This is a genomic window from Desulfocurvus sp. DL1XJH-121, from assembly GCF_054819825.1.
In genome coordinates, this window is sequence record NZ_JBTVWW010000002.1 from 236940 (window position 1) to 260854 (window position 23915).

General features: G+C 66.3%; 19 protein-coding genes and 3 pseudogenes. 9 read left to right on the plus strand and 13 right to left on the minus strand.

Annotated elements, in window-relative coordinates:
- Window positions 1–240 precede the first annotated feature (240 nt).
- The 6 genes from ACYYG1_RS02535 (at window position 241) to ACYYG1_RS02560 (ending at window position 9597) form a co-directional block, all read left to right on the plus strand.
- A complete protein-coding gene (locus tag ACYYG1_RS02535; RefSeq protein ID WP_461208700.1) occupies window positions 241–2487 on the plus strand; it encodes a methyl-accepting chemotaxis protein in 2247 nt (748 codons plus the stop codon).
- A gap of 439 nt (window positions 2488–2926) precedes the next feature.
- Complete coding sequence (lepA, locus tag ACYYG1_RS02540; protein ID WP_461208701.1) at window positions 2927–4732, plus strand: translation elongation factor 4; 1806 nt, start codon at window positions 2927–2929, stop codon at window positions 4730–4732.
- Window positions 4733–4966: 234 nt separating this feature from the next.
- On the plus strand, window positions 4967–5566 hold the full coding sequence (lepB, locus tag ACYYG1_RS02545) for a signal peptidase I (protein WP_461208702.1): 600 nt from the start codon (window positions 4967–4969) through the stop codon (window positions 5564–5566).
- 240 nt (window positions 5567–5806) lie between these two features.
- Window positions 5807–6388 carry a flavin reductase family protein gene (locus ACYYG1_RS02550; RefSeq protein WP_461208703.1) on the plus strand — a complete coding sequence of 194 codons (582 nt, stop codon included), beginning with the start codon at window positions 5807–5809 and terminating at the stop codon, window positions 6386–6388.
- Between the two features lie 51 nt (window positions 6389–6439).
- Window positions 6440–7966 (plus strand): YifB family Mg chelatase-like AAA ATPase, encoded by a 1527-nt coding sequence (locus tag ACYYG1_RS02555; RefSeq protein WP_461208704.1) that lies wholly within the window; start codon window positions 6440–6442, stop codon window positions 7964–7966.
- A gap of 179 nt (window positions 7967–8145) precedes the next feature.
- Window positions 8146–9597: an adenosine deaminase family protein gene (locus tag ACYYG1_RS02560; protein ID WP_461208705.1), complete on the plus strand. Its 1452-nt coding sequence runs from the start codon at window positions 8146–8148 to the stop codon at window positions 9595–9597.
- 146 nt (window positions 9598–9743) lie between these two features.
- On the opposite strand, the pseudogene ACYYG1_RS02565 reads toward ACYYG1_RS02560, so the two are convergent.
- A pseudogene (locus ACYYG1_RS02565) lies at window positions 9744–9899 on the minus strand (transcriptional regulator); the annotation flags it as partial.
- A gap of 183 nt (window positions 9900–10082) precedes the next feature.
- Here ACYYG1_RS02565 and ACYYG1_RS02570 point away from each other — a divergent pair.
- Window positions 10083–10910, plus strand: coding sequence for a mechanosensitive ion channel family protein (locus ACYYG1_RS02570; protein WP_461208706.1), 828 nt, complete (start codon window positions 10083–10085; stop codon window positions 10908–10910).
- Between the two features lie 740 nt (window positions 10911–11650).
- Here the strand turns inward: ACYYG1_RS02570 and ACYYG1_RS02575 are convergent.
- From ACYYG1_RS02575 to ACYYG1_RS02600, 6 genes are all read right to left on the minus strand, one after another.
- Window positions 11651–13105, minus strand: coding sequence for a response regulator (locus ACYYG1_RS02575; protein WP_461208707.1), 1455 nt, complete (start codon window positions 13103–13105; stop codon window positions 11651–11653).
- On the minus strand, window positions 13102–14490 hold the full coding sequence (locus tag ACYYG1_RS02580) for a sensor histidine kinase (protein WP_461208708.1): 1389 nt from the start codon (window positions 14488–14490) through the stop codon (window positions 13102–13104). Before ACYYG1_RS02580 ends, ACYYG1_RS02575 begins: the two co-directional genes overlap by 4 nt.
- 140 nt (window positions 14491–14630) lie before the next feature.
- Complete coding sequence (locus tag ACYYG1_RS02585) at window positions 14631–15329, minus strand: M48 family metallopeptidase (RefSeq protein ID WP_461208709.1); 699 nt, start codon at window positions 15327–15329, stop codon at window positions 14631–14633.
- Window positions 15330–15550: 221 nt separating this feature from the next.
- Entirely contained in the window at window positions 15551–16036 is a 486-nt protein-coding gene (locus tag ACYYG1_RS02590) for a YchJ family protein (RefSeq protein WP_461208710.1), read from the minus strand.
- Window positions 16037–16046: 10 nt separating this feature from the next.
- A complete protein-coding gene (locus ACYYG1_RS02595; RefSeq protein ID WP_461208711.1) occupies window positions 16047–16340 on the minus strand; it encodes a hypothetical protein in 294 nt (97 codons plus the stop codon).
- Between the two features lie 3 nt (window positions 16341–16343).
- Complete coding sequence (locus ACYYG1_RS02600; RefSeq protein WP_461208712.1) at window positions 16344–16754, minus strand: NifB/NifX family molybdenum-iron cluster-binding protein; 411 nt, start codon at window positions 16752–16754, stop codon at window positions 16344–16346.
- A gap of 99 nt (window positions 16755–16853) precedes the next feature.
- Between ACYYG1_RS02600 and arfB the strand changes: the two genes are divergently transcribed.
- Entirely contained in the window at window positions 16854–17282 is a 429-nt protein-coding gene (gene arfB / locus ACYYG1_RS02605; protein ID WP_461208713.1) for an alternative ribosome rescue aminoacyl-tRNA hydrolase ArfB, read from the plus strand.
- Between the two features lie 168 nt (window positions 17283–17450).
- Here the strand turns inward: arfB and ACYYG1_RS02610 are convergent, their stop codons facing one another.
- The gene (locus tag ACYYG1_RS02610) at window positions 17451–18845 is read right to left on the minus strand and encodes an L-serine ammonia-lyase (RefSeq protein WP_461208714.1); all 1395 of its coding nucleotides are present in this window, start codon (window positions 18843–18845) and stop codon (window positions 17451–17453) included.
- 74 nt (window positions 18846–18919) lie between these two features.
- Here ACYYG1_RS02610 and ACYYG1_RS02615 point away from each other — a divergent pair, with 74 nt between their 5' ends.
- On the plus strand, window positions 18920–19897 hold the full coding sequence (locus ACYYG1_RS02615; protein ID WP_461208715.1) for a hydrolase: 978 nt from the start codon (window positions 18920–18922) through the stop codon (window positions 19895–19897).
- A gap of 91 nt (window positions 19898–19988) precedes the next feature.
- On the opposite strand, the gene ACYYG1_RS02620 is transcribed toward ACYYG1_RS02615, so the two are convergent.
- The 5 genes and pseudogenes from ACYYG1_RS02620 to ACYYG1_RS02640 form a co-directional block, all read right to left on the minus strand.
- Window positions 19989–20609 (minus strand): 3'-5' exonuclease, encoded by a 621-nt coding sequence (locus tag ACYYG1_RS02620; RefSeq protein WP_461208716.1) that lies wholly within the window; start codon window positions 20607–20609, stop codon window positions 19989–19991.
- Window positions 20610–20701: 92 nt separating this feature from the next.
- Entirely contained in the window at window positions 20702–21004 is a 303-nt protein-coding gene (locus ACYYG1_RS02625) for a GIY-YIG nuclease family protein (protein ID WP_461208717.1), read from the minus strand.
- Between the two features lie 18 nt (window positions 21005–21022).
- Window positions 21023–21589, minus strand: a pseudogene (locus ACYYG1_RS02630) (oligopeptide/dipeptide ABC transporter ATP-binding protein); the annotation flags it as partial.
- A 15-nt stretch (window positions 21590–21604) separates the two neighbouring features.
- A complete protein-coding gene (locus ACYYG1_RS02635; protein ID WP_461208718.1) occupies window positions 21605–22285 on the minus strand; it encodes an ABC transporter permease in 681 nt (226 codons plus the stop codon).
- A gap of 158 nt (window positions 22286–22443) precedes the next feature.
- Window positions 22444–23795 (minus strand): annotated as a pseudogene (locus tag ACYYG1_RS02640) (ABC transporter substrate-binding protein).
- Window positions 23796–23915: the final 120 nt, after the last annotated feature.

Here is a 23915-nt window from a genome sequence, read left to right on the forward strand (position 1 = left end):
TATAGCAAACGGACTTGTTGGCCGATATGTTTATTCTGCATGGCCACTTGCAGTGGTTTTGCGCACATGGTTGAGCCCCCGTGTCGTCTGCGGGGCGTTGATCAATGAAAACAGATGATTGTACATTGACTAGGTGACTGCGTCCTCTTAATAATCAACCCCGTTATTTGTTTATCACCTGCGTACGGAATCGGGAAACATGCCTGTATCACTCACGCCGTCGAGAAGAGAGGAAGGAAAATGACAGTCAAAAGCAAGCTGGCGCTCATCGGGGCCACGGCCCTGGGCGCATTGGCAGTGATCTTCGTGGTGTCCTTTGTGGGCGGAAAGTACGAAAGCGAGGCCAAGCAGGTGGAGCGCGCCGCCCTGGGCGCCAAGATGTCCCTGCTGGAGGCCCTGCGCCTGGCCAACGACTTTCAGGCCGCGCCTGACGACAAGCTGGCGGAGCAGTTCGGTCAGAGCATGAAGGCCCTGGACGAACAGGCCGACAGGGTGGCTTCCCTGGCGCCCGAGTACGCCGAACTGACCTCGGACATCAAGGCGCGCGGCGCGGTTTGCTCCGAGAAATTCAAGGGCGCCGTGGATTCCACCAAGATCATGGGCTACACCAACAAGCTCGGCCTGCAGGGACGGCTGACCAAGGCTATCGGCGGCCTGGAGAACCAGGTCCGCGCCGTGGGCGTGGGCATGGGCGACATCCTGACCACCCTGGCCGAACTCCGGCGCATGGAAAAGGATTTCTTCCTGTCCCACAAGGAGGCCGACGTGGCCGCCTTCGACATCACGGCCCAGACCCTGCGCGCCCTCATCGAGTCCAACACCCTCTTGACCATCAACGAGAAGGTCGAGGGCATGGTCAATCTGGCCGACGAGTACGTCTCGGCCTTCAAGAGCTACGTGGAGCGTGACGGGACCCTGCGTACGAACCGCCAGGCCCTGCGCACGAGCATCAACGAGTTGCTGCCCCTGATGGACCAGCTGCAGCAGAACGCCGAGGCCGCGTCCGCGCAACTCAACACCCGCACCAAGCAGGTCTCCATGATCGTGGAGGGCGTCACCGCCGTGGCCCTGCTGCTTATGGTCCTGACCGTGATCCGCTCCATCGTCGGCCCCCTGTCCCGCCTGCAGGCCTACGCCCAGCAGGTGGCCTGCGGCGACTTCAGCGAGATTTCCGCCGACGGCTTCAGCGGCGAGCTGCGCTCCCTGCACGGGGACATCACCGCCATGGTGGGCGAGATCAAGGCCAAGCTGGGCTATTCCCAGGCCGTGCTGGAATCCATCCCCATCCCCTGCGCCACCGTGGATCCCAGCGACCACCTGACCTTCGTGAACCAGCAGATGATGGACTTCCTGGCCCGCGACGGCGCGCCGGACGACTACCTGGGCTGGTCCATGTCCCGGTTCTCCTATGACGAGGAGGACGCCCAGACCACCTCGGGCAAGGTCCTGTCCTCGGACGAGACACTGGACATGGTCTCGTCCCTCACGTCCCTGGACGGCCAGCAGCGCCACATGCGCGTGGCCGCCACGCCCATCCACGGCCTGTCCGGCGAGATCCAGGGCGCCATCACCCTCTGCGTGGACCAGACCGAGCAGCACCGGCAGCAGGAATTCATCCAGAACAAGAACGCCACCATCGCCCAGGCGGCCACCGACGCCAACGGCATCTCCGAGCAGGTGGCCTCGGCCCTGCAGGAGCTGGCCGCCCAGGTGGACCAGTCCAGCACCGGCGCCGAGCTGCAGCGCACGCGTACCAGCGAGGTGGCCACGGCCCTGGAGGAGATGAACGCCACGGTCCTGGAGGTCGCGCGCAACGCCTCGTCCTCGGCCGAGCTGGCCCTCGAAGCCCGCAACAAGGCCCAGGAAGGCCAGGACATCGTCAAGGGCATGGTGCGCACCAACGAGGAACTCAGCGGCATGGCCGAGGAGCTCAGCCGCGACATGGCCGAGCTGGGACGTCAGGCCGAGGGCATCGGCACCATCATGAACGTCATCAGCGACATCGCGGACCAGACCAACCTGCTGGCCCTGAACGCGGCCATCGAGGCCGCGCGCGCCGGGGACGCGGGACGCGGCTTCGCCGTGGTGGCCGACGAGGTGCGCAAGCTGGCCGAGAAGACCATGCAGGCCACCAGCGAGGTGGGCGACTACATCCAGAACATCCAGCACAGCGCCGACCGCAACATCAAGGCCACGGAAAAGACCACCGAGGCCATCGAGCGCTCCTCCACCATGTCCGCCAGCGCGGGCAAGGCCCTGGAGGAAATCGTGGGCTTCGTGGAGCGGACCTCCGACCAGGTGCGCGAGATCGCCACCGCCGCCGAGGAGCAGTCCGCGGCCAGCGAGCAGATCTCCCACTCCGCCGAGGAGATCAACGGCACGGCCCTGGAGATCGCCCAGGCCATGAACGAGTCCGCCCAGGCCGTGAACGGGCTGGCCGAGCTCTCGGGCAATCTGAACGACGTGATCAGCGGCATGCAGGACTAGCCGCGATTTCCATACGCAATCGTATAAGCCCCCGCGCGGCCTCCGCGCGGGGGCTTTATCGTGGGATGCCTCTTCGGCCCGTAATTTTGCACAGGCCGTTCAAAAGCGGTGAGATGCAAGGCGCGAGAAAAATTGTTCGCTGGCCGTCCTGGCCAGCGCCCCTGCGGTCGATGCGCTTCGCCGCATCGACCAATTTTGCTCTCCGGCAAAATTGTCAAGACCGACGACCGACTAGCTGTTGGGCGAGTCTTCGAGCCTTACAGATATCGAGAGCAGAGCTGTACTCCCCGCGCTTACGCTACGCGAGGGTTTGAATTTTTTGAAGCAACGCGGCAGATCGCCGGTTTTCAACGGCCTGTTAGACTTCCGGCGGCAAATACCTTACACAGGGGCCACGCCCCGGGTCCCTCCGGGGACGACTTCCCTGTAGCGAGAGCCCATGAGCAGCCAAGACCACATCCGCAATTTCAGCATCATTGCGCATATCGACCACGGCAAGTCCACCCTGGCCGACCGCATCCTGGAGATCACCGGGCTGGTCAGCGAGCGCGAGCGCCGCGAGCAGTACCTGGACAGGATGGAGCTGGAGCGCGAGCGGGGCATCACCATCAAGGCCCAGAGCGTGCGCATCCCCTATACGGCCGGTGACGGCAGGAAATACATCCTGAACCTCATCGACACCCCCGGGCACGTGGACTTCTCCTACGAGGTTTCGCGTTCCCTGGCCGCCTGCGAGGGCGCGCTCCTGGTGGTGGACGCCACCCAGGGCGTGGAGGCCCAGACCCTGGCCAACGTGTTCCTGGCCCTGGACCACGATCTGGAAATCATCCCCGTGCTGAACAAGATCGACCTGCCCAGCGCGGACCCCGAGAGCGTCATCTCGGACATCGAGGAGATCATCGGCCTGGACTGCGCCGGAGCCATCAGCGTCTCGGCCAAGACCGGAATGAACGTGGACCAGGTGCTGGAGGCCATCGTGGAGCGCCTGCCCGCGCCGGGGGGCGACGCGGACGCGCCCTTGAAGGCCCTGATCTTCGACTCCTGGTACGATTCCTACCGCGGGGTCACGGTGCTCTTCCGCATGCTCGAAGGCACGGTGTCCAAGGGCCAGCGGATCCGCATCCATTCCACCAAGCGCGATTTCGAGGTCACGCACCTGGGCGTGTTCTCGCCGGAGGCCATGGACGTGAAGTCCCTGGGCCCGGGCGAGGTGGGCTTTCTCTGCGCCAGCATGAAGGAGCTCTCCGACGCGCCCGTGGGCGACACCATCACCGACGCCAAGCGGCCCACGGACACGCCCTTCCCCGGGTTCAAGAAGGTCAAGCCCATGGTCTTCTGCGGGCTGTACCCCGTGGAGCCCTCGGAATACGAGCTCCTCAAGGCCGCCCTGGAGAAGCTGCAGCTCAACGACGCGGCCTTCTGGTACGAGCCCGAGACCTCCCAGGCCCTGGGCTTCGGCTTCCGGGCCGGGTTCCTGGGGCTGTTGCATATGGAGATCATCCAGGAGCGGCTGGAGCGCGAGTTCGGGGCCCAGCTCATCACCACGGCCCCGTCCGTGGCCTACAAGGTGGTGAACAACCAGGGCCAGACCATGTTCATCGACAACCCCAGCAAGCTGCCCGACCCGACGCTGATCCAGTCCATGGCCGAGCCCTTCGCCAAGCTGGAGATCCACGTGCCCAACGAGTACGTGGGCGCGGTCCTGAAGCTCTGCGAGGAGAAGCGCGGCATCCAGCGCGACATGCGCTACCTCACGGCCACCAGGGTGATGATCACCTACGACATCCCCTTCAACGAAGTGGTCTACGACTTTTTCGACCGCCTGAAATCCGTGACCAAGGGCTACGCGTCGCTGGACTACGAAGTGAACGAGTTCCGCGAGGCGGACCTGGTCAAGCTGGACATGCTCATCAACGGCGATCCCGTGGACGCCCTGTCCATCATCGTGCACCGCGAGCGGGCCACCCAGTACGGTCGCAAGGTGGCCCTGAAGCTCAAGCGCTCCATCCCCAGGCAGCTGTTCGAGGTGGTGGTCCAGGCGGCCATCGGCCAGCGCGTCATCGCCCGGGAGCGCAACCCGCCCCTGCGCAAGAACGTCACGGCCAAGTGCTACGGCGGTGACATCACGCGCAAGCGCAAGCTCCTGGAAAAGCAGAAGGCCGGCAAGAAGCGCATGAAGAAGATGGGCAACGTGGAGATACCCCAGGAGGCGTTTCTCGCGGCGCTGAAGGCCGACGAGGATTAGGCCGTGTGCGTGATTCCCCGCCAGGCCGTTCAGAAATGTGCGAGTGCAAGGCGCAAGGGAAATTCAAGACCGATGCGTATTTACTATACGTGAGGTTTGAATTTCCCACAGCAACGCGGCAATCGCGCGTTTCTGGGCGGTCTGGCGCTTGACCCCCGGGGCGCGGGTGCCTACCCTGTCCGGATTCGTCATGAGCACAACCCCTTCCCCCGGGAAGGCAATCAAGGAATATCCATGAATCCCAAATGGCAAGAAGTGGTGCGCGACTGGGCCGAGGCCCTGATCTTCGCCCTGTTGCTGGCCCTGTTCATCCGCTCCTTCGTGGTCCAGGCCTTCAAGATCCCCTCGGGCTCCATGCTCCAGACCCTGCAAATCGGTGATCACCTGCTGGTCAACAAGTTCATCTACGGCATCAAGATCCCGTTCACGGACATCACCATGATCCCGGTCTCGGACCCCGAGTTCGGCGACGTGATCGTTTTCGAGTATCCCCGCGACCCGAGCATGGACTACATCAAGCGGGTCATCGGCCTGCCCGGGGACACCATCGAGGTGGTGGACAACCACGTCATCCGCAACGGCGAGGCCGTGGCCGAGCCCTACATCTCGGGCCTGCCGCCCAAGGGGCCCCTGGCGCGCACGCATTTCGGGCCCATCGAGGTGCCCCAGGGCAAGTACTTCATGCTCGGGGACAACCGCAACAATTCCATGGATTCCCGCTACTGGGGCTTCGTGGACCGTTCGGCCATCGTGGGCAAGGCCTGGCGCATCTACTGGTCCTGGGCCGGGCTGACCGACGTCCGCTGGGGCCGCATCGGCCAGCTGGTGCAGTAGCCCGCGCATCCCTTCCACGCTTTCCAGGCGGCGTTCCCCCGGGAGCGCCGCCTATTTTTCGCCCTCCGCCCGGTCCGGCAGGAGCACGGCCAGGGCCCTGGCCGCTGTGTGCAGGCCCGGAGAAACATCCGGCACTTCGGGCCTTGCCCCGGGAGCTGGTTCCGGGATACAGAAAGCCGGTATCCAGCAAACCGATGCCCGGGTCGGCCGGGACCGCCCGCGCGGGCGGGGAGCAGCCGCATGGAACGGATCAACATCGGCGACAACGCCTTCATCCTGCCCGAACCCCAGGCCATCGTGGGCACCCACGTGGACGGGCGGGCCAATTTCATGGCCCTGGCCTGGATGACGCGGGTCAACTACAAGCCCTGCCTGCTGGCCATCGCGGTGAACACGGCCCACGCCACGGGCCGGGGCATCGCCCAGTGCGGGGAGTTCTCCATCAACCTGCCCCACGAGGGGCAGCACCGCGAAACCGACCTCATGGGCCTGGTCTCGGGCAGCCGCGTGGACAAGTCGAAGTTCTTCGACGTCCACTACGGCGAGCTGCAATGCGCCCCGCTCATCAAGGACTGCCCCCTGTCCCTGGAATGCAAAGTGGTCAAGACCGTGCCCCTGGACACCAACACCGTGTTCATCGGCCAACTGGTGGGGGCCTGGACCGAGAAGCGCTATCTCAGCGACGGGTACGTGGATATCGAGAAGGTCCGGCCCCTGATGCTGTCCATGCCCGACAACCGCTACTGGGCCCTGGGCCGCGCCGTTGGCCGCGCCTGGCACGACGGAAAGGATCTCAAGGAGCGGCTCAAGGCCGGGGAGTAGGCCGTCCGGGAAAGGCCGCCCCGGGCGGCTCGCGTACAAGCAGGAGGTTTAATGCTCGCACACGTGGCCACGGCCGCCCTGTTAGGCATCGACGCCCACCGGGTGGACCTGGAGGTGGACTTCGCGCGCCACGGCATGCCCGCCTTCACCATGGTGGGGCTGGCCGAGGGCGCGGTGCGCGAGTCCAAGGAGCGGGTCCTGGCCGCGCTCAAAAATTCCGGGTTCCGGCTGCCCCCGGCGCGCGTCACCGTGAACCTCGCCCCGGCGGACATGCGCAAGGAGGGCAGCGCCTACGACCTGCCCCTGGCCATGGGCCTGCTGGCGGCGTCCGGGGCCCTGGATCCGGAGCGGCTCGCGGGCTGGTTCCTGGCGGGGGAGCTGTCCCTGGACGGGCGGCTCAAGGCCGTGCCCGGGGTCCTGCCCCTGGCCCTGCGCGCCCGGGACGAGGGCGCGCGCGGCTTGGTGGTCCCGCTGCGCAACGCTCCGGAGGCCGCCGTGGTGGAGGGCGTGGCCGTGTACGGCTGTGACGATCTGGCCGGGGTGGTTCGCTTCCTGGCCGGGGAGGACGATCTCGCGCCCGCCGAGGGCGACGCGGCGGGGCTGTGGGCCGGGCGCGAGGCCCATGCCCTGGACTTCGTCGAGGTCAAGGGCCAGGAGCACGCCAAGCGGGCCATCGAGATAGCGGCCGCGGGCGGGCACAACCTGCTGTTCGTGGGCCCGCCGGGCAGCGGCAAGACCATGCTCGCCAGCCGCATCCCCACGGTGCTGCCGCCCCTGGCCTTCGAGGAGGCCCTGGAGGTGACCAAGGTCTACTCCGTGGCAGGGCTGCTGAACGGGGAGTCCCTGAAGGTCACGCGGCCCTTCCGCAGCCCGCACCACACCATCTCCGACGCCGGGCTCATCGGCGGGGGCGCGTATCCCCGTCCCGGCGAGGTCAGCCTGGCCCACCGGGGCGTGCTGTTCCTGGACGAATTGCCCGAGTTCAAGAAGCACGTCCTGGAGGTGCTGCGCCAGCCCCTGGAGGACGGGCGCGTGACCATTTCCCGCGCGGCCGTGTCCCTGACCTATCCGGCGGACCTGATGCTGGTGGCGGCTATGAACCCCTGCCCCTGCGGCTACCTGGGGGACGCGGCCCACGTCTGCACCTGCGCTCCGCACCATGTGGCCGCGTATCGCAACCGGGTCTCCGGGCCCATGCTGGACCGCATCGACCTGCACGTGGAGGTCCCGGCCGTGCCCTACAAGGATCTGGCGGGGGTGGGCGGTGGCGCGGATTCCGCCACCATGCGTGCGCGCATCCAGGCCGCGCGCCAGGTACAGGCCGAGCGCTACGCGGGCACGAGCGCGCGCATCAACGCCGACCTTTCCGGCGCGCCTCTGGACAGGCATTGCGCCCTGGAACAGGCGGGCCACGCCTTTTTGCAGCGCGCCGTGGACAGCCTGGGCCTCTCGGCCCGCGCCCACACGCGGGTGCTGCGCATTGCGCGCACCATCGCGGACCTGGAAGGGGCGGACGCCATCGGCGTTCCCCAGCTGGCCGAGGCCGTGAACTACCGTTCCCTGGACCGCAGACCGTAGCTCCGCCCGGGGATTTGTCTTGCCATGGCTTGCGCCGTGCCCTATAGTAAATACTATATAGTAAAACCATGGAGGACGCTATGCGTTGCGGTAAGGTCTGGACAAGGGGCTTGGCCGTGGTGGCGGTCGCGGTGGCGTTGCTGGCTGCGGCCGTGGCGAGGGCGGATGACCCGGAGATTGTGAACCAAAAATTCATACAGATGCGCGACAACTGGCCCATGGCCTTGCGGCCGTTCCTCATGGCCATGCCCAAGGGCGCGGAATTGCACACCCATCTTACCGGGGCGATATACGCGGAGGATTACATAGACTTCGCGTCCAACGCCACGCTGTATTCCACCAACTCCACGTTGTTCTGGGACATGAAAAAGCAGAAGTTCGTGGGCCGGCCCACGGGCGTGGCCACCATCATCCCCGCCTCGGAGCTGATCAACCACCCCGACGAATACGAGGCCGTGGTCAACGCCCTGTCCGATAGGGACTGGAAGCCGGACCCGCGCCTGTGGGGACACGACCACTTCTTCGCGGCCTTCGGCAAGTTCGGAGACGCCAAGTCCAACACCGGCGCGCTCCTGGCCCGGGTGGCGGATCGCGCCTACGACCAACAACTCATGTATCAGGAGATCATGCTCAGCCTGTACCCCGACAAACTCGACCGATACACGAGCAACAGCACGCGCGAGGACGACAGCGTCCCGGCCATGTACAACAGCCTCGTGGCCAGCGGACTGCTGCGGGCCGCCCAGCCGGGCGGGGAAGTGCAGACCTGGTTGACCGGTGTGCTGGCGGCAAAGGCGCGCATGGTCGAAAGAGGCAGGGGGGTGGAAACCCGCTTCATCAACCAAGTCGGCAGGACCGGAAAACCGAACTCGGTGTTTACGCAACTGCTTTTCGCCTGCGAACTGTGCAGGCGGGACGCCCGCGTGGTGGCTCTGAACCTGGTGGCGCCCGAGGACAACCCCAGGGCCGTTCGCGACTACGCCAAGCACATGCAGATGATACAGTGGCTCAAGGCCAAGCCCGAGTATGCCAATGTGAACGTGACGTTGCATGCCGGGGAATTGTACCTGGGCCTGGTGCCGCCCGAGGCCCTGTGCGACCATATCGCCCAGGCCGTGCGCGTCGCGGGGGCGCAGCGCATCGGCCACGGCGCGGACATTATCTGCGAGACCGACGCTTACAACCTGTTGCAACAGATGGCCCAGAGGAGGATTTTGGTTGAAATATGCCTGTCCAGCAATGCCCAGATTCTGCATCTGGAGGGCAGGGATCATCCCCTCGCCCTGTACATGAACCAGGGGGTGCCCGTGTCCTTGAACACCGACGACGAGGGCATCGAGCGCATCGACCTCACGAACGAATTCTGGCGCGCGGCTGTGGAGCATAAGCTGGACTACCTGAAGCTGAAGAATCTGGCCCGCAATAGCCTGGAATACAGTTTCCTGCCCGGAAACAGCCTGTGGCAGAACCCGGTCGATTTCACCCTTGTGCCCGCCTGCCAGGGCAGCTTTCAGAGTAGGCAATGCCACGATTATGTGGCGGCCAACTTGAAAGCTATGAAGCAGATGGTGTTGGAGACTCTGTTTAATGGGTTTGAAGACGCTCCGCCCTATCTGCACGGGCTCAATTAGACCGGACCTGCCAGCCGGGGCCCGCCACCGTTGCGGTGGCGGGCCTTTTCGTTTCCCCGTCGAAATGCGTAAAAAATGCCCGTCCCCCAGGGGGGGACGGGCACGACAGTGAAGGGAGGATTGGCGGCCTGCAAGGACGCGGCACAGAAGCAGCGCTTGGGCGAGTGGACCTTGCCCTCTTTTTTCAGTTCCTGAGTGGCCTTGGAAACGTCCTTGGACTCCAGGCCCAGTTGCTTGGCGATGTCGCCGGGGCGAACGGGTTTTCCGGCTGCCTGCATGGCTTCGAGAATCTTGTCCTGCATTGAAATGCTTCTTGTTAATAATTAGAATTGATTACTATTAAGATATGGCAGGCCGAGGGTCAAAAGAAAAAATGATTGGCTGGAGCGCGGGCGTCTGGACCGGGGCTCGGGGCGTGTGGCATACTGCCCAATGGGCGCCGCAACGGCGGGTTTGCTCAACTTTCTGCCCGGGAGGGAGGCCGCATGCAGTTCAATTTCGATATCAATAATTACAGCGACCAGATCATTGCCTGGCTCACGGCCAACGGCATCGATCTGGTGGTGGCCCTGCTCATCATCCTGGTGGGCCACTGGGTGGCGCGCAGCCTGGCCCATGGCGTAAGCGGGGGCATGGAGAAGCGCGGAGTGGACGTGCTGCTGGCGCGGTTCGTGGGCAACCTTGGCTACTACGCGCTGATGGTGGTGGTCCTGGTGGCGGCCCTGGGCCAGTTGGGCGTGAACACCACCTCGCTGCTGGCAATCGTCGGCACCCTGGGCCTGGCCATCGGCCTAGCCGTGAAGGACAACCTGGCCAATTTCGCCTCGGGCGTGGTGCTGTTTTTGACCCGGCCGTTCACCGTGGGCGACTACATCACCGTGGCCGGGGTCTCGGGCACCGTGAAGAACCTGACCCTGGGCGTGACCGTGCTCTCTACCCCGGACAACCAGAAGATCATCGTGCCCAACAACAAGATCACCGGTGAGATCATCCAGAACACCACGGCCAACGACACCCGCCGGGTGGACCTAGTGGTGGGCGTGGGCTACGGCGACGATCTGGACAAGGCCAAGTCCGTGGTGGGCGCGGTCCTGGCGGCCGAGCCCCGCGTGCTCCAGAACCCCGCTCCCGTGGTGGCCGTTTCCGAGCTGGCGGACAGCAGCGTGAACCTGGTGGTGCGGCCCTGGGTCAAGACGGCGGACTACTGGGGGGTCTATTTCGACCTCACCGAGGCCATCAAGAAGGCCCTGGACGAGAACGGCGTTTCCATTCCTTTCCCGCAGCGGGATGTGCATGTGATTTCGGATAATTGACGGGGAGCGGTTTGCTTTGCTTTTTGGGAGTCGTGGCGCAAAACCAACGGTTTCCTCCCTCCCCACCCGCCGCGTTCCCTCGCGGGTAGGGCGTTGGTTTGCCGGGAATGAGGGGGGAGGTGATGCGGCCGCGCCCCAGGCGGGTACAGGGGGCTTCGCTTTTCTGATTACCATCATAGCCGCTGCGCCCCCCGCACCCGCCCGGGGCGCTGGGTCGTCGCGGTGGTGCGGTCCTCCGTTGGTTCTGCCCCTCGTGTCACGGCACAGGTGGTGCCGCCCCGTCGCACGAGCCCGACTCCGCTTCGCTGATTTTCATCACAGCCGCTTCGTCGGACAGCGCGCCGGGGCTTGGGGAGCAGGTGGGGCCGCATCGCAAATAGCACGACACCATGGGGCCAAGTATGCTTTTGGCCAGCGCCCTCGTCTCCATCATCGGGTAGGATACTTTTCCTTTCTCCCTGTCGCGTTCTCGGGTCGGGAGGCTCTGTAGCAATGCCCGGCGCGTGGCGCGGGAGAGGTGTGCGACTGCCTGGATTTGTCCCGCCCCTGCGGCGCAGCCGCGCGGCGGGGGAAATCCTTCGAAGGGAGCGCGCCTCCCCCGCGCCACGCGCCTGCAGCGCTACAAACCCTCCCTCCAGACCACCCCGTCATACCTGTTGCGGAATGCGGCGGGAGGGCGGGAGGGCACGTTTGGTTTTGCGTTGAAGAAAGGAAAGAAATGGCACCGCCCGTGCGTCGGCTCAGCCCCCGGCCTTCCGCCCCAGCGGCAGCGACGCCGTGAGCACGGCGGTATCCTTCCGCTCCCGGCTCAGGGCGAGCATCCCGCCGAGATTCTTCAGATTGCGGTAGGCCAGGGCCAAGTCCATGGCCGCTCCCTGGCCGTCGAAGGGCAGCAGCAGCGAGTCCGGGTTGGCGGGCAGCCCTTCGGCCGGGCCCTGCAGCTCGAACTCCACGCTCACGTGGGACGGGCTCTGGCGGGTGTGGATGATCAGCGAGTTCTCCGCCGTCATGATCCGCGCCAGATAGTTGAGGATGCCCGCCAGGATGTCCGTGAGCAGGTCCGGGTCCGAATGGATGTCCGGCAGGGCCATGTCCAGCCGGGGCCGGATGTCCAGGCCCTCGCGCACCAGCCCGGGGGCCAGCCTGTCCAGGCAGAAGGTCAGCACCGCGGCCACGTTGACCTGCTGGGTCTTCACCGGCACCGGCGCCACATAGGCGCTGATGCGGTTCATGAGCTTTTCCAGGCGCACGGCCTGCTCCAGGATGATGCCCGTTTCGGGAATCTCGGGGTGCTTGTCCGCCAGGCGTTTCGCGAACCCGCCCAGGGACATGAGGGGGTTGCGGATCTCGTGGGCCAGCTCGTGGGACATGGCCCCCAGGGTGTTCAGCTTTTCGCGCTGCACCAACACCTTTTCCAGGAACACCCGCTCCGTGACGTCGGTGATGATGCCCGAGAGGGCGTCCGCCTGCCCGCCGCCTTCTGCGTCGTTGTCCGCCATGAGCAGGGACTGGGCCGAGAGGTGCAGCAGGTAGCCCTTCTTGTGGCGGAAGCGGAAGCCCAGCCGGAAGCCCCGCTCCCGGCCGGAGCGCACGGATTCGAAGGCCGCCTGGACCTTGGCCAGGTCCTCCTGGTGGATGCGCGAGGTGAACCAGGGCGGGTCGGCCAGCATCTCGTCCGGGGTGTAGCCCAGGACCTCGAGGCTGGTGTCGTTGATGAAGGACAGGCCCAGGTCCCGGTCCAGGGAGAAGATGACCACGGGCAGGTTCTGCAGCAGGCGGCTGTAGCGCGCCTCGGCCAGGCGGATTTCCTCCTTCAGGGCCTTGCGCTCCAGGCAGTTGCGGATGGTCTGCTCCAGGGCGTCGAAGTTCATGATGGGCTTGGTCACGTAGTCCCAGGCCCCGGCCTTGAACGCGCCGATGGCGTCGGATATCTGCGCCCCGCCCGAGACGATGACCACGGGCGTGTCCGGGGAGCGTTCGTGCAGCCTGGCCAGCACCTCCAGGCCGGAAATGTCCGGCAGGCCCATGTCCAGGAGCACCAGGTCGGGCTCGAACTCGCCGAAGGCCGCGACGCCTTCCTTTCCCGTGGCCTCGGCCCGCATCTCGAACCCGCTGTCCTGGAGCCAGTCCATGATGGACCGGCGCACGTGGGGATCGTCCTCGACGCTCAGGATGCGGGCGGGGGGCGCGTTCATGGCCTGCGGCCTCCGGGGCGCCTGGCCTCCGGCTGGGCGCAGGGCAGGAGGATGTGGAATTCGTTGCCGTCGGCGCGGGGGGCGTGCCCGGCCCTGCCGCCGTGCAGTTCCACGATCTGGCGCACGAAGAACAGGCCGTGGCCCGAGCCCTCGGGCAGGTTCGCGTCGTCCCCGCGCACCCCGGCCTCGAACAGCCTCGCGCCCTTGTCCTCGGGGATGGGCTTGCCCGTGGTGAACACGCCGAAGAGGATTCCGTCCTGTCCTGGCCCGAAGGCGTTCTTCTCACGGCGCATGGTGCAGGAGATGCGCTTGCGGCCCTGGCCGTCCGGCGGCGGGCCCGTGTATTTCAGGGCGTTGGAGAAGAGGTTCGAATAGACCTGCGCCAACAGGCCCACGTCCACCATCAGGATGCCCGCGTCCACCTCCGGGCCCGGGCAGCCGTCCACCGCGATGGACTGCTCCTCGAAGCGGGGCAGGAAGTGGTGCAGCTGGGGGTCGATGATCTGCCGGGCCACGTCGCAGGGGCGGCGCTCCAGCACGTAGTGCCCCTTTTCGAAATGGCTCTGCCTGAGCAGCGTCTCCAGGTACAGGCTGGTCTGCTCGTAGTGGCTGGCGATCTCTTCGAACTGGGCCTCCAGGTCCGCGTGCAGGGACGTGATGCGCAGGCCGTGGGGGTCGCTTGCGGCCACCATGTCGGCCTTGAGCTCCCCGAGGCCGTCGATGCTGCGCTTCAGGCGGTTGAAGAACAGCTTGAAGTACATGTTGGGCACGATGACGTTGTGCCCGATGTCCTTGGCCAGGTTGCGGATGAAGCGCAGATGCACCCTGTTGGCGTCGTGCATCATGCGGTTGTGCATCTGGAAGCCGATGCGGTTGGCGAACTTTTCCCAGAACAGGCTGTCCCCGGCCTGCATGCGCTCGGCTGGATGGACCTCCAGGCAGCCGATGACGCCCTCGGGCGGCGAAAACGGGAGCTGCTCCAGATGCTTGGGGTTGGCGCGGATGGGGAAGTACCAATGCCCGTCGCGCCTGTCCGGATGCAGGGGCGCGGACGCCCCCGGGCGCAGGGCCGCGCTCCCCGTGCAGACCTTGCAGGCCAGGTCCAGGTCCTTGGTCACCAGGTACAGGGCGCAGTCCAGCCCGAAGATGATCTTGGGCACCATCACGCAGATGGCCAGGAAGTCCTTCTCGTCGTCGAACTCCTGCACCAGATCGAAAAAGATGTTCAGGGCCCGGGTCTGGGGCTCGGTGAACTGGTAGCTGGCATAGTCCTCGGTCTTGGCCTCGATGCGCTCGGCGATGGGCCGGGCGCGCTCCGCCCCCGGGCACTCGCCGCCCTCGTCCTCCGGGTGGAACAAGGGTTTCGGATATTCGTCTGTGCTCATGTCCTGGCATCCGTGGTCTGGAAGTTGGGGGACATAAGAATAATGACAAATCTGCGGGGAATTGCAAGGACAAGGGCAAAAACCGCCGGGCGGCAAGAATCCCCGGGAGGCGGGGCGGGGGCGGGAGCGGGCCGGGGAGCTCAGTCCAGCCAGCCCGGCACGTGGTGCCAGGCGTCGGCCAGGGCCCGGGAACGGGCCGCGCTCTCGGGGTCCAGGCGGTGCAGGAAGGCGTGGAAATCCGGGGAGTGGTCCAGATGCCGCAGATGCGCCAGCTCGTGCAGCAGCACGTGCTCCGCCAGCTCCGGCGGCAAAAAACAGAGCTTGCAGTTCAGGCTGATGGCGCCGCGCGCTGAGCAGCTGCCCCAGCGCGAGGCCTGGGCCCGCACTTGCGCGCCAGCAAAGGGCAGGCCGTGGCGCGCGGAAAGCTCGCGCAGGCGCGGCACCAGATGCAGCCGCGCCTGGGTCTTGAGCCAGGCCAGGACCAGGACCCGGCCCGCGGCGTGGTCCTCCGTGTCCCCGGAGAGCAGCAGCCTGTCCGGCCCCCGGGGCGTGAGGGCCGTGGCCCGGCCTGCGGCGTGCACGGCCTCCAGTCGCACCTCGCGGCCCAGGGCGCGCAGGGGCAGCACCTCCGGCCGCCCGGGCGGCGACTCGCTCCAGCCCTTGTCCCGCAGGCGCTGCACCTGGGCCTCGATCCAGCCCTCGCGCCGGGCCACGATGCCCGGTACGGCGGCCCGGTCGAAGCCCCGGGGCACCACCACCTCCACCCCCCGGCGCGGCGAAACCCGCAGGGTCACGCGCCTGGCGCGGGCGCTCTCGCGTACGGTGTAGGGTTCGGCCATGTCCCGCCCTTCAATCTTTCGTGAACAGGTTGTCGCGCAGGGCGTTCAGAAATAGTGAGATGCAAGGCGCAAGAAAAATGCAAGACCGACGACCGACTAGCTGTTAGGCGAGTCTTCGAGCCTTACAGATATCGAGAGCAGAGCTGTACCCCCGTACGCGAGGGTTTGCATCGCCCGCAGCAGCGAAGCGACGCGGCAGATCGCTGTTTCTGGACGCCCTGCTAGCGGCCGCAGCATTTTTTGAACTTCTTGCCGCTTCCACAGGGACAGGGCTCGTTGCGGCCCACCTTGGGGGTCTCGCGGCGGAAGGTCGTGCCCGTGACCTCGCCGCCCGCATACACCCAGGCCCCGTCCTGGCGCGAGAATTTGGCCACTTCGTGGTGCTCCTGGGCCGTGCCCGAAAGCTCGAAGGCCGCGGTGAACTCCACCACGCCGGTCTCGTCGGCCTCGCCGCCGTCCTGGGTCTCGTGCACGGTCAGGCCCTGCCACGTGGCGGACTCGGACCAGTGCTTCGCGCCCTCATAGTCGAACTTGCGGCGCTGGGCCGGGGCCAGGGTGGACTCGACGTAGTCGATGTTGCCCAGGGCGTAGGCCGAGTAGCGCGAACGCATCAGGGCCTCGGCCGTGGCCGCGGGGGTGGTTCCGTCCAGGGCCGGGCCGCAGCATTCTTCCAGGGCGCGGCCGGAGCCGCAGGGACAATCGCTCATGTATACTCCTTCAGGTATCGAATCGTGCGCCGTGGCGCTTGAGTTCCGGGGTCAGCAGTTCGTGCACCGCCTGCTCGTCCAGGGGGCGCTTGTCCGCCAGAAAGGCCATGATGAACGCGCCGCCGTCCTCGGACAGGTTGACCTTGACCTCGTGGGTCACGGGCGCGAGCGCCTTCTCCACCGCCTCGGCCAAGAGCGCCAGCACGTCCGTGCGCGCGCGGTCCGTCAGGGTCAGGCGGAAAAAGGACAACTCCCTGTCCAGGGGGAAGCGCTGCACGCGCACCTCGGGCTCGGGCCGGGGCACGGCCTAGCGCCGGGTCTGGAGCTCTTCCAGGGCGTGGCTGCCGCATTCGTGGCCGTCGTCGCCGTGGTGCTCGCAGATGTCGGGTTGGGCCGGGATGTCTCCGGCCAGCCAGCTGTCCAGGGCCCCGCGCACCGGGCCGCTCATGCCCCGCACGGTCTCGATGCCCGCTTCCTTGAGTTTGTCCACCGCGCCCTGGCCCATGTTTCCGGCCAGGAGCAGGCTGACGCCCTCCTCGGCCAGGGTGGAGGCGATGTTGGACTTGCAGCCGCAGCCCTGGGGCGCGGAGAGGTGTTCCTCCACGCTTACCAGGCCGTCCTCGACGGTCAGGAGGGTGTAGAATTCGCAGTGGCCGAAATGGGAATCCACCACGTGGGCGCCGTTGGCGTCGACCTTGGTGGGTATGGCAAGCTTCACGGAAGTCCTCCTTTCGTTCGTTTCGCCTTCGCTGTATAAGACTTGACCGCTAGGGGTCAATGCCAGGATTCGTGCGGCCGCGCGGCCGAGGAACACGCCATGGAATACGTCGAGATAAACGCGGAGCTCCGCATCCCCCGTTCGGAGCTGTCCTTCACGGCCGTGCGCAGCGGCGGGCCCGGGGGCCAGCACGTGAACAAGGTCTCCACCAGCGTGGCCCTGGCCTTCGATGTCGAGGCCTCGCCGTCCCTGGACGAGGGCCGGCGGGCGCGCATCCGTTCGCGCCTGGCGGGCCGCATCAGCCAGGACGGGGTCCTTCGCGTCACGGCCTCGGACACCCGCAGCCAGGCCGCCAACAAGGAGCTGGCCGTGGAGCGCTTCGCCGAGTTGCTGCGCCAGGCCCTGCACCGCGACAAGCCCCGCCGCAGGACGCGGCCCACCCGGGCCTCCAAGACCCGCCGCCTGCAGGCCAAGAAGACCCGCGCCGCCGTGAAGAAATTGCGCGGCAGGGTACGCGGGGACGAGTAGGTTTCGCCTCCGGCGGCCAAAGGGGGTAACCCCCTGGCGCTGCTGTCCTCATCCCTAAGGCCGAATGCTCGCTTCGCTCCCATGCGGCCCAAGGGCTGAAGGCTGGGAATCCCTATAGTTGGGGTGTTCTACCAATTGGCCATGTCAGGCCGCGCCGTGCTTCGGGCCTCAGCATCTGGGGTGGGTCACGGCCAGGCCACCCAGGCTGGTTTCCTTGTATTTTCTGTTCATGTCGCGGCCCGTCTGGTTCATGGTCCAGATGGCCTTGTCCAGGTCGATGACCTGGGTTGCCGGGTCGCCCAGGCTGGCCATGAGGTAGGCGTTGTAGGCCTTGACCGCGCCCATGGCGTTGCGCTCGATGCAGGGGATCTGCACCAGCCCGGCCACCGGGTCGCAGGTCAGGCCCAGGTGGTGCTCCAGGGCGATCTCTGCCGCGTTCTCGATGACCTGGAAGCGGTGGCCCCTGGCGTGGGCCAGCATGGCCGCGGCCATGGCGCTGGCCGTGCCTATCTCCCCCTGGCAGCCCACCTCGGCCCCGGCGATGGACGCGTTGTGCTTGACCAGGAAGCCCACGGCCGCCGCCGTGAGAAAGGCCGTGCGCATGGTCTCGCGGTCGATGCCCATGTGGTTGTGCAGGGCGTAGAGGACGCTGGGGATGACCCCGGAGGAGCCCGAGGTCGGCGCCGTGACCACCACGTGGCCCGCGGCGTTCTCCTCGGCCGCCGCCATGGCGTAGGCGTTCAGCAGCATCAGGAAGCGGTCCGCGCCGTGGGAGGCCTCCTTGGCGCGGCGCACCAGGATTGGCGCCTTGCGCCTCAGGCCGATGCACCCGGGCAGCACGCCCTCGGTGGCGCAGCCCCGGGCCACCGCGTTCTCCATGGACCGGGCGATGCGGTCGATGTTCTCCAATATCTCGCGCTCGCTGCGGCCGTGGAGCGCCTTCTCGTTGGCCAGGATCAACTCGTACAGGCGCAGCCCGCTTTCGCGCAGGCGGTCCTTGAGCTCGGCCATGCTGGAGTAGGGATACGGCGGGCGGCCCAGGTCCGGCTCCTCGCGCCCCTTCCAGTGGATGAACCCGCCGCCCGTGGAATAGTACTCCAACTCCAGGAGGGCCTCGCCGTCCGCGCGCAGGGCCAGGACCAGGGTGTTGCTGTACGGGAACTTGTGGCGGACCTTGCCGAAGACCACGGTCTTCGCGCCCAGGGCCAGGCCGCAGCCCTCCACGGGCAGGGGCCAGGATTGCCCGGGCGTCGCCAGGAGCGAGTCCATGACCTCCTGGGGCACGGTCTCGGGCTGGTGGCCGAGGAGCCCCGCCAGCACGGCCTTGTCCGTGCCGTGCCCGTCGCCCGTGGCGGACAGGGACCCGAACAGCGTGGCCCGCAGGCCGTCGGCCCGCGCCCGCGCGTCGGCGGGCAGTTCGCGCACCCGGGTGAGGAAGTCGTAGGCCGCGCGCATGGGGCCGATGGTGTGGGAGCTGGACGGGCCGGGTCCGATGTTGAAGAGGTCGAAGACCGAGGTGGTGATGGCGCTCATGTACAGGATGTAGCCTCGGTTCGGGGCCAAGGCAACCACCGTCCAGCCGGGGAGGGGCGCGTGCGGGGTTTAAAGTTGTCGGGGAGAGTGATATACTAATCCGTATGCCCGTGATCCATGAATCCGCCTACCAGCCCAAGGCCCTGCACCTGCGAAGCGGCCACTTGCAGACCCTCACCCCCGTGCTGTTGCGGCCCCGCCCGGAGGTGGATTTCCAGCGCACGCGGCTGGAGCTGGACGACGGCGATTTCCTGGACCTGGACTGGAGCCCGGCCCCCGGGGAAGGCGGCCGCCTGGCCCTGGTCATCCACGGGCTGGAGGGCCACTCCCGGCGCAAGTACGTGCGCGGCATGGTGCGGGCCCTCAACGCCGCGGGCTGGGACTGCGTGGCCATGAACCACCGGGGCTGCTCCGGGGAGATGAATCGTCTGCCCCGGTTCTACCACAGCGGCGAGACGGACGACGTGCACGCCGCGCTGACCCACGCCCTGGATCGGGGTGGATACGAGCGGGCCGCGCTGGTGGGTTTCTCCATGGGCGCCAACCAGATCCTCAAGTACCTGGGCGAGGACCCGGGGCGCCTGCCCAAGGAATTGGCGGCCGCCGTGTCCGTGTCCGCGCCCTGCGCCCTGGACGCCTGCTGCCGGGTGCTGGAAACGGGCTTCGCCCAGGTCTACCAGGCCTATCTGCTGCGCAGCCTCAAGGCCAAGGTCCGCGCCAAGCACGCCCTGTTCCCGGACAGCCTGTCCCTGGCCGGGCTCGCGGGAATGCGCACCTTCCGCCAGTTCGACGACACCTACACCGCGCCCCTGGCTGGGTACGCCGACGCCTCGGACTACTACGCCCGCTGCTCCAGCCTGCAGTTCCTGGATTCCATCCGCACCCCCGTGCTGGTCCTGAACGCCAAGGACGATCCCTTCCTGGCCCCGGAGTGTTATCCCCGGGAGCAGGCCCTGGCCAGCGCCTGGATTTACCTGGAGACCCCGGAGTCCGGCGGCCACGTGGGCTTCGCCCTCAACGGCGCCTCGGGGCCGTATTGGGACGAGCGGCGCGCCGTGGAGTTCCTGGCCCCCTTCGCCTGATTTCGCCAGGCCCGAAAACCAGCAAGCCCCGCTACGGAAGTCCGTTGCGGGGCTCGCTGCTTCTCCGGGTGGAGAGCGGAGTGGCGGCGCGTCAGCCGTTCAGGGCGGCGTCGCCGTTTTCCGGGATCAGCCCGGCCTGGTCCATGCTCAGGTAGAGTTCGCGCGAGATCCAGGCGTCCGTGGCCGCGTAGCGGATCTGGGCCCGCGACAGGTTCGGGCTGGCCCAGTTCGTACACCGCGCGGCCTTGGAGATGCGGATGCCCAGGAACTTGGCCGCCAGGTTGCGCAGGCCGTGGGTCTCCAGCTTGAGCTTCAGGGCCAGGGCCCCCAGGTCCAGGAATCCGGCGTCCGGGAAGGGCGAGAGCTTCTGCAGGTCCTTGACGTCGTCGCCAACGGCCACGCCGGTCTTGAGGATGCCCTTGTCCGCGAACACGGTCTTCAGGGATTCGGGGAACGCGATCTTGCTCAGCTGGAAGATGTAGACCCGTTCGCTGGTGGCGATCTGGATCAGCGAAGGCAGATAGTAGCGGCCCTTCTTGAAGGACGGCCGCGACTCGGTGTCGAAGCCGATCACGGGCTCCTGGGCGATCTCCTGGGCGGCTTCGTCAGCGGCCAGGGCGCCTGTCACCAGGCGGATGTCGCCGTCGTAGCCCACCAGGGGCAGCTCGTTGATGTCTTCCTTGCTGATCTTGCCTTGGTATTGTTCTATCACTTCGGCATTCATAATTATTCACTACGTCGTAGAGGGGCGGCGGCTGACGGATACGTTTTTCCATATCCTTCGCGGCCGGTTTTTCCAACCCCTCAGGGGTCCTGTTTTTTCGATTTTTCGTGACTGGCCTTTGCCAACATATCCAAAAATATAATCTTTTGTTTCGATGGCCGTTGTTTCACCGCGTATTCCGCGCTCTGGGCCGCGGAGCGGTCCGGGAACCCGGCGCTGGCCACCAGATGCACGGGACGCCGGGCGCGGGTGTATTTCGCCCCTGTTCCCGCGTTGTGCTCGTCCACACGGCGCGAGAGGTCCGTGGTCACCCCGCAGTACAGGGTGCCGTCGGCGCAGCGCAGGAGGTAGACGTGCCAGGGGTGTTCACAGGGAACGGTCATGGGGTGCGGGGGCGTCCTTCAGATGCGGTTTTCCTTCACGGCGTGGCAGGCCGTGAAATGCCCGGGAGCGGGCTCCAGGAGCTGCGGTATTTCGCTGCGGCAGCGTTCGTCCGCGTGGGGGCAGCGGCCGTGGAACACGCAGGCCGGGGGCAGGTTGATGGGCGTGGGCACGTCCCCGGACAACCGTACGTGGCCGCTGCCGGGCTGTCCCAGCTGCGGGATGGCCGAGAGCAGCGCCCGGGTGTAGGGGGGCAGGGGCGTGCCGAACAGGTCGGAGGTTCCGGCCAGCTCGCACAGGCAGCCCAGGTACATAACGGCCACGCGCGTGGAGATGTGCTCCACCACGGATAGGTCGTGGCTGATGAACAGGTACGTGAGCCCGCGCTCCACGGCCTCGGCCCGGCCCAGGCCGGGATTGTGGAACATCAGGGGTTCCACCAGGATCTGGCGCACGGTCATGCGCGGGTTCAGCGACGCGTAAGGGTCCTGGAAGACCATCTGCATCCTGCGCCGGTAGGGCTGCATCTCCCTGGGGTTCAGGGTGTCGATGCGCTGGCCGCCGTAGGACACGCTGCCCGACATGGGCCAGATGCACCACGGCTATTTCCTCCCCGCCACGCGGACCATGGGATTGACCACGCCGTAGATGATGTCCACCACTGTGTTCACGCACACGAACACCGCGCCCACGAACACCAGATAGGCCACCAGCAGCGACGAATCCGCCCGCTCCACGGCCTCCAGGAAGATGAAGCCCATGTCCTGCCACTGGAAGACCGTCTCCGTGAGCACGGTGAAGGCGATCATGGTGCCCAGCTGCACGCCGCCCTCGGTGATCACAGGGAGCAGCGTGTTCTTGAATCCGTGCACCAGGAGCACCCGCCAGGGCCTGAGGCCCTTGGCCCGGGCGTACTTCATGTATTCGGCCTCCAGCGCCTCCTTCATCTCCGCGCGCACCAGGCGGATGAACAGGGGCAGCATCACCGAGGACAGGGAGATGCCCGGCAGGATCAGGTGGCGTAGGCCGTCGGCCGTGACCAGGCCCGAGTCCCACCAGCCGAAGAGCGTCACGGTCTCGCCCCGCCCGTAGGACGGCAGCCAGTGCAGGATCACGGAAAACACGTAGATGAGCATGATGGCCGTGAGGAACACGGGGATCGACACGCCCACCAGGTCGCGCACCGGGTCGCCCACGGCCTGCTTGATGGCGAAGCCGATGACGCTGATGACGAGCATCACCATGAAGGCCTGGGTTATGCGTCTGACCGTGAATGCGAACATCGGGAGCCGGTATGTTTGGTGTTGTGGCGCCGAGGGCTTGGTCCGGGCTTTGTGCCGGCCCGCGGACGGGGTCCGCGGGCCGTGGAAAGCCTCGGGCGGGGGTGCGATACACCCTGGGGGGGGCTTGTGGCAAGCCCCCCCGGCCGCCGCACGGGATGCTATTGCATGTTCAGGTCCCCGAAATAGGGGAAGTTCATGACGTTGACGATGTCGTCGGGGTTCACGAGCTTGTCGGACCCGGCCCAGGACAGGTGCTGCCAGTGCAGTGGGATGAAGGCCGCGTCGTCGTAGGCGATGCGCTCGATCTCCTGGAGCATGGCCGTGCGCTTGGCCACGTCGGTCTCGGAGTTGGACTTGGCGACGAGCTCGTCAACTCTGGCGTTGCAGTAGTTGCCCGAGTTGTAGGCGCCCATGCCCGCGTCCTTGTTGGGGCACATGAGCAGGTATTCGGTGTGGTTGGCCGAGTCCTCGGTGTCCGGGTGCCAGCCAATCAGCTGGATGTCGGCCACCTGGGCGTCGAATTCGTCCCAGTACTGGGCCTTGGGCATGGTCTTCAGGTCGACCTTGATGTTGATCTTGGCCAGCATGGAGGCCACGGCCTGGGCGATCTTCTTGTCGTTCACGTAGCGGTTGTTGGGGGCGATCATGGAGCAGGTGAAGCCGCCCTCGTACCCGGCCTCCTTCATGAGCTTCTTGGCCTTGTCCAGGTCGAAGCGGGGCTTGAGCTCGGGCGTGTAGCCCAGGAAGCCCTCGGGGGCCTGCTGCCCGGCGGCCGTAGTCCTGGGGCGGCACGGGCATGATGAAGTCCACGTCGCCCGAGAGCAGGGGGCCAGGCGGGTGGCGTCCTCCTTGATGGGCGTGAGGATGATCTTGTCCACGTTGCCGGTGTTCTTGTCCCAGTAGTTCTTGTACTGGGTGAATTCCATGCGCACGCCGTGCTCGCGCTGGGTGACCATGTACTTGCCCGTGCCGGACTCGTGGGTCGGGGCGAAGGTGGGCGAAGTCTTGTCCATGGCGTCCTTGGTCTTGCCCGTCTCCGGGGCGTCGCCCGTGTAGAACTTGCTGTCCATGGGGAAGATGTAGGTGGCCATGTTCAACAGCAGCGGGTAGGGCACCTTGGTCTTGATGTCGATGGTCTGGTCGTCCACCACCACGGGCGTGTCGAAGATCTCGAACAGCCCCTTGAAATCCTGGCTCGTTTTGAGGCGGGCGATGGCCCAGGCCACGTCTTTGGCGGTGAAGGGGGCGCCGCTGTGGAAGGTTACGTCCTTGCGCAGGTGAAAGCGCACGGTGAGCGGATCAAGGCGTTCCCATTTTTCGGCCAGACGGGGTTCGAACTGCATGTCCTTGGTCCAGCGACCAGCGGGTCGAAGACCATGTGCGAGTACTGGATCATGCCTGCGGAGAGCTGGACGTGGGGGGCCAGGGACACCGGGGCCGCATCGAAGGCCATGTTCAAGGTTTCGGCGTTGCCCAGGCCGGCGAAGCCGAGCAGCAGCGCGGCGCACACGGGCGGGGCTTCCCCGGTCCGCGCCGATCCCTCATATCCTGTACCTGAATTCGGTTTACCGCCGCTCCGAGCACGTAAGGACGTCCGGATGGGCGGAATATTGAAACAAAACTGATACGT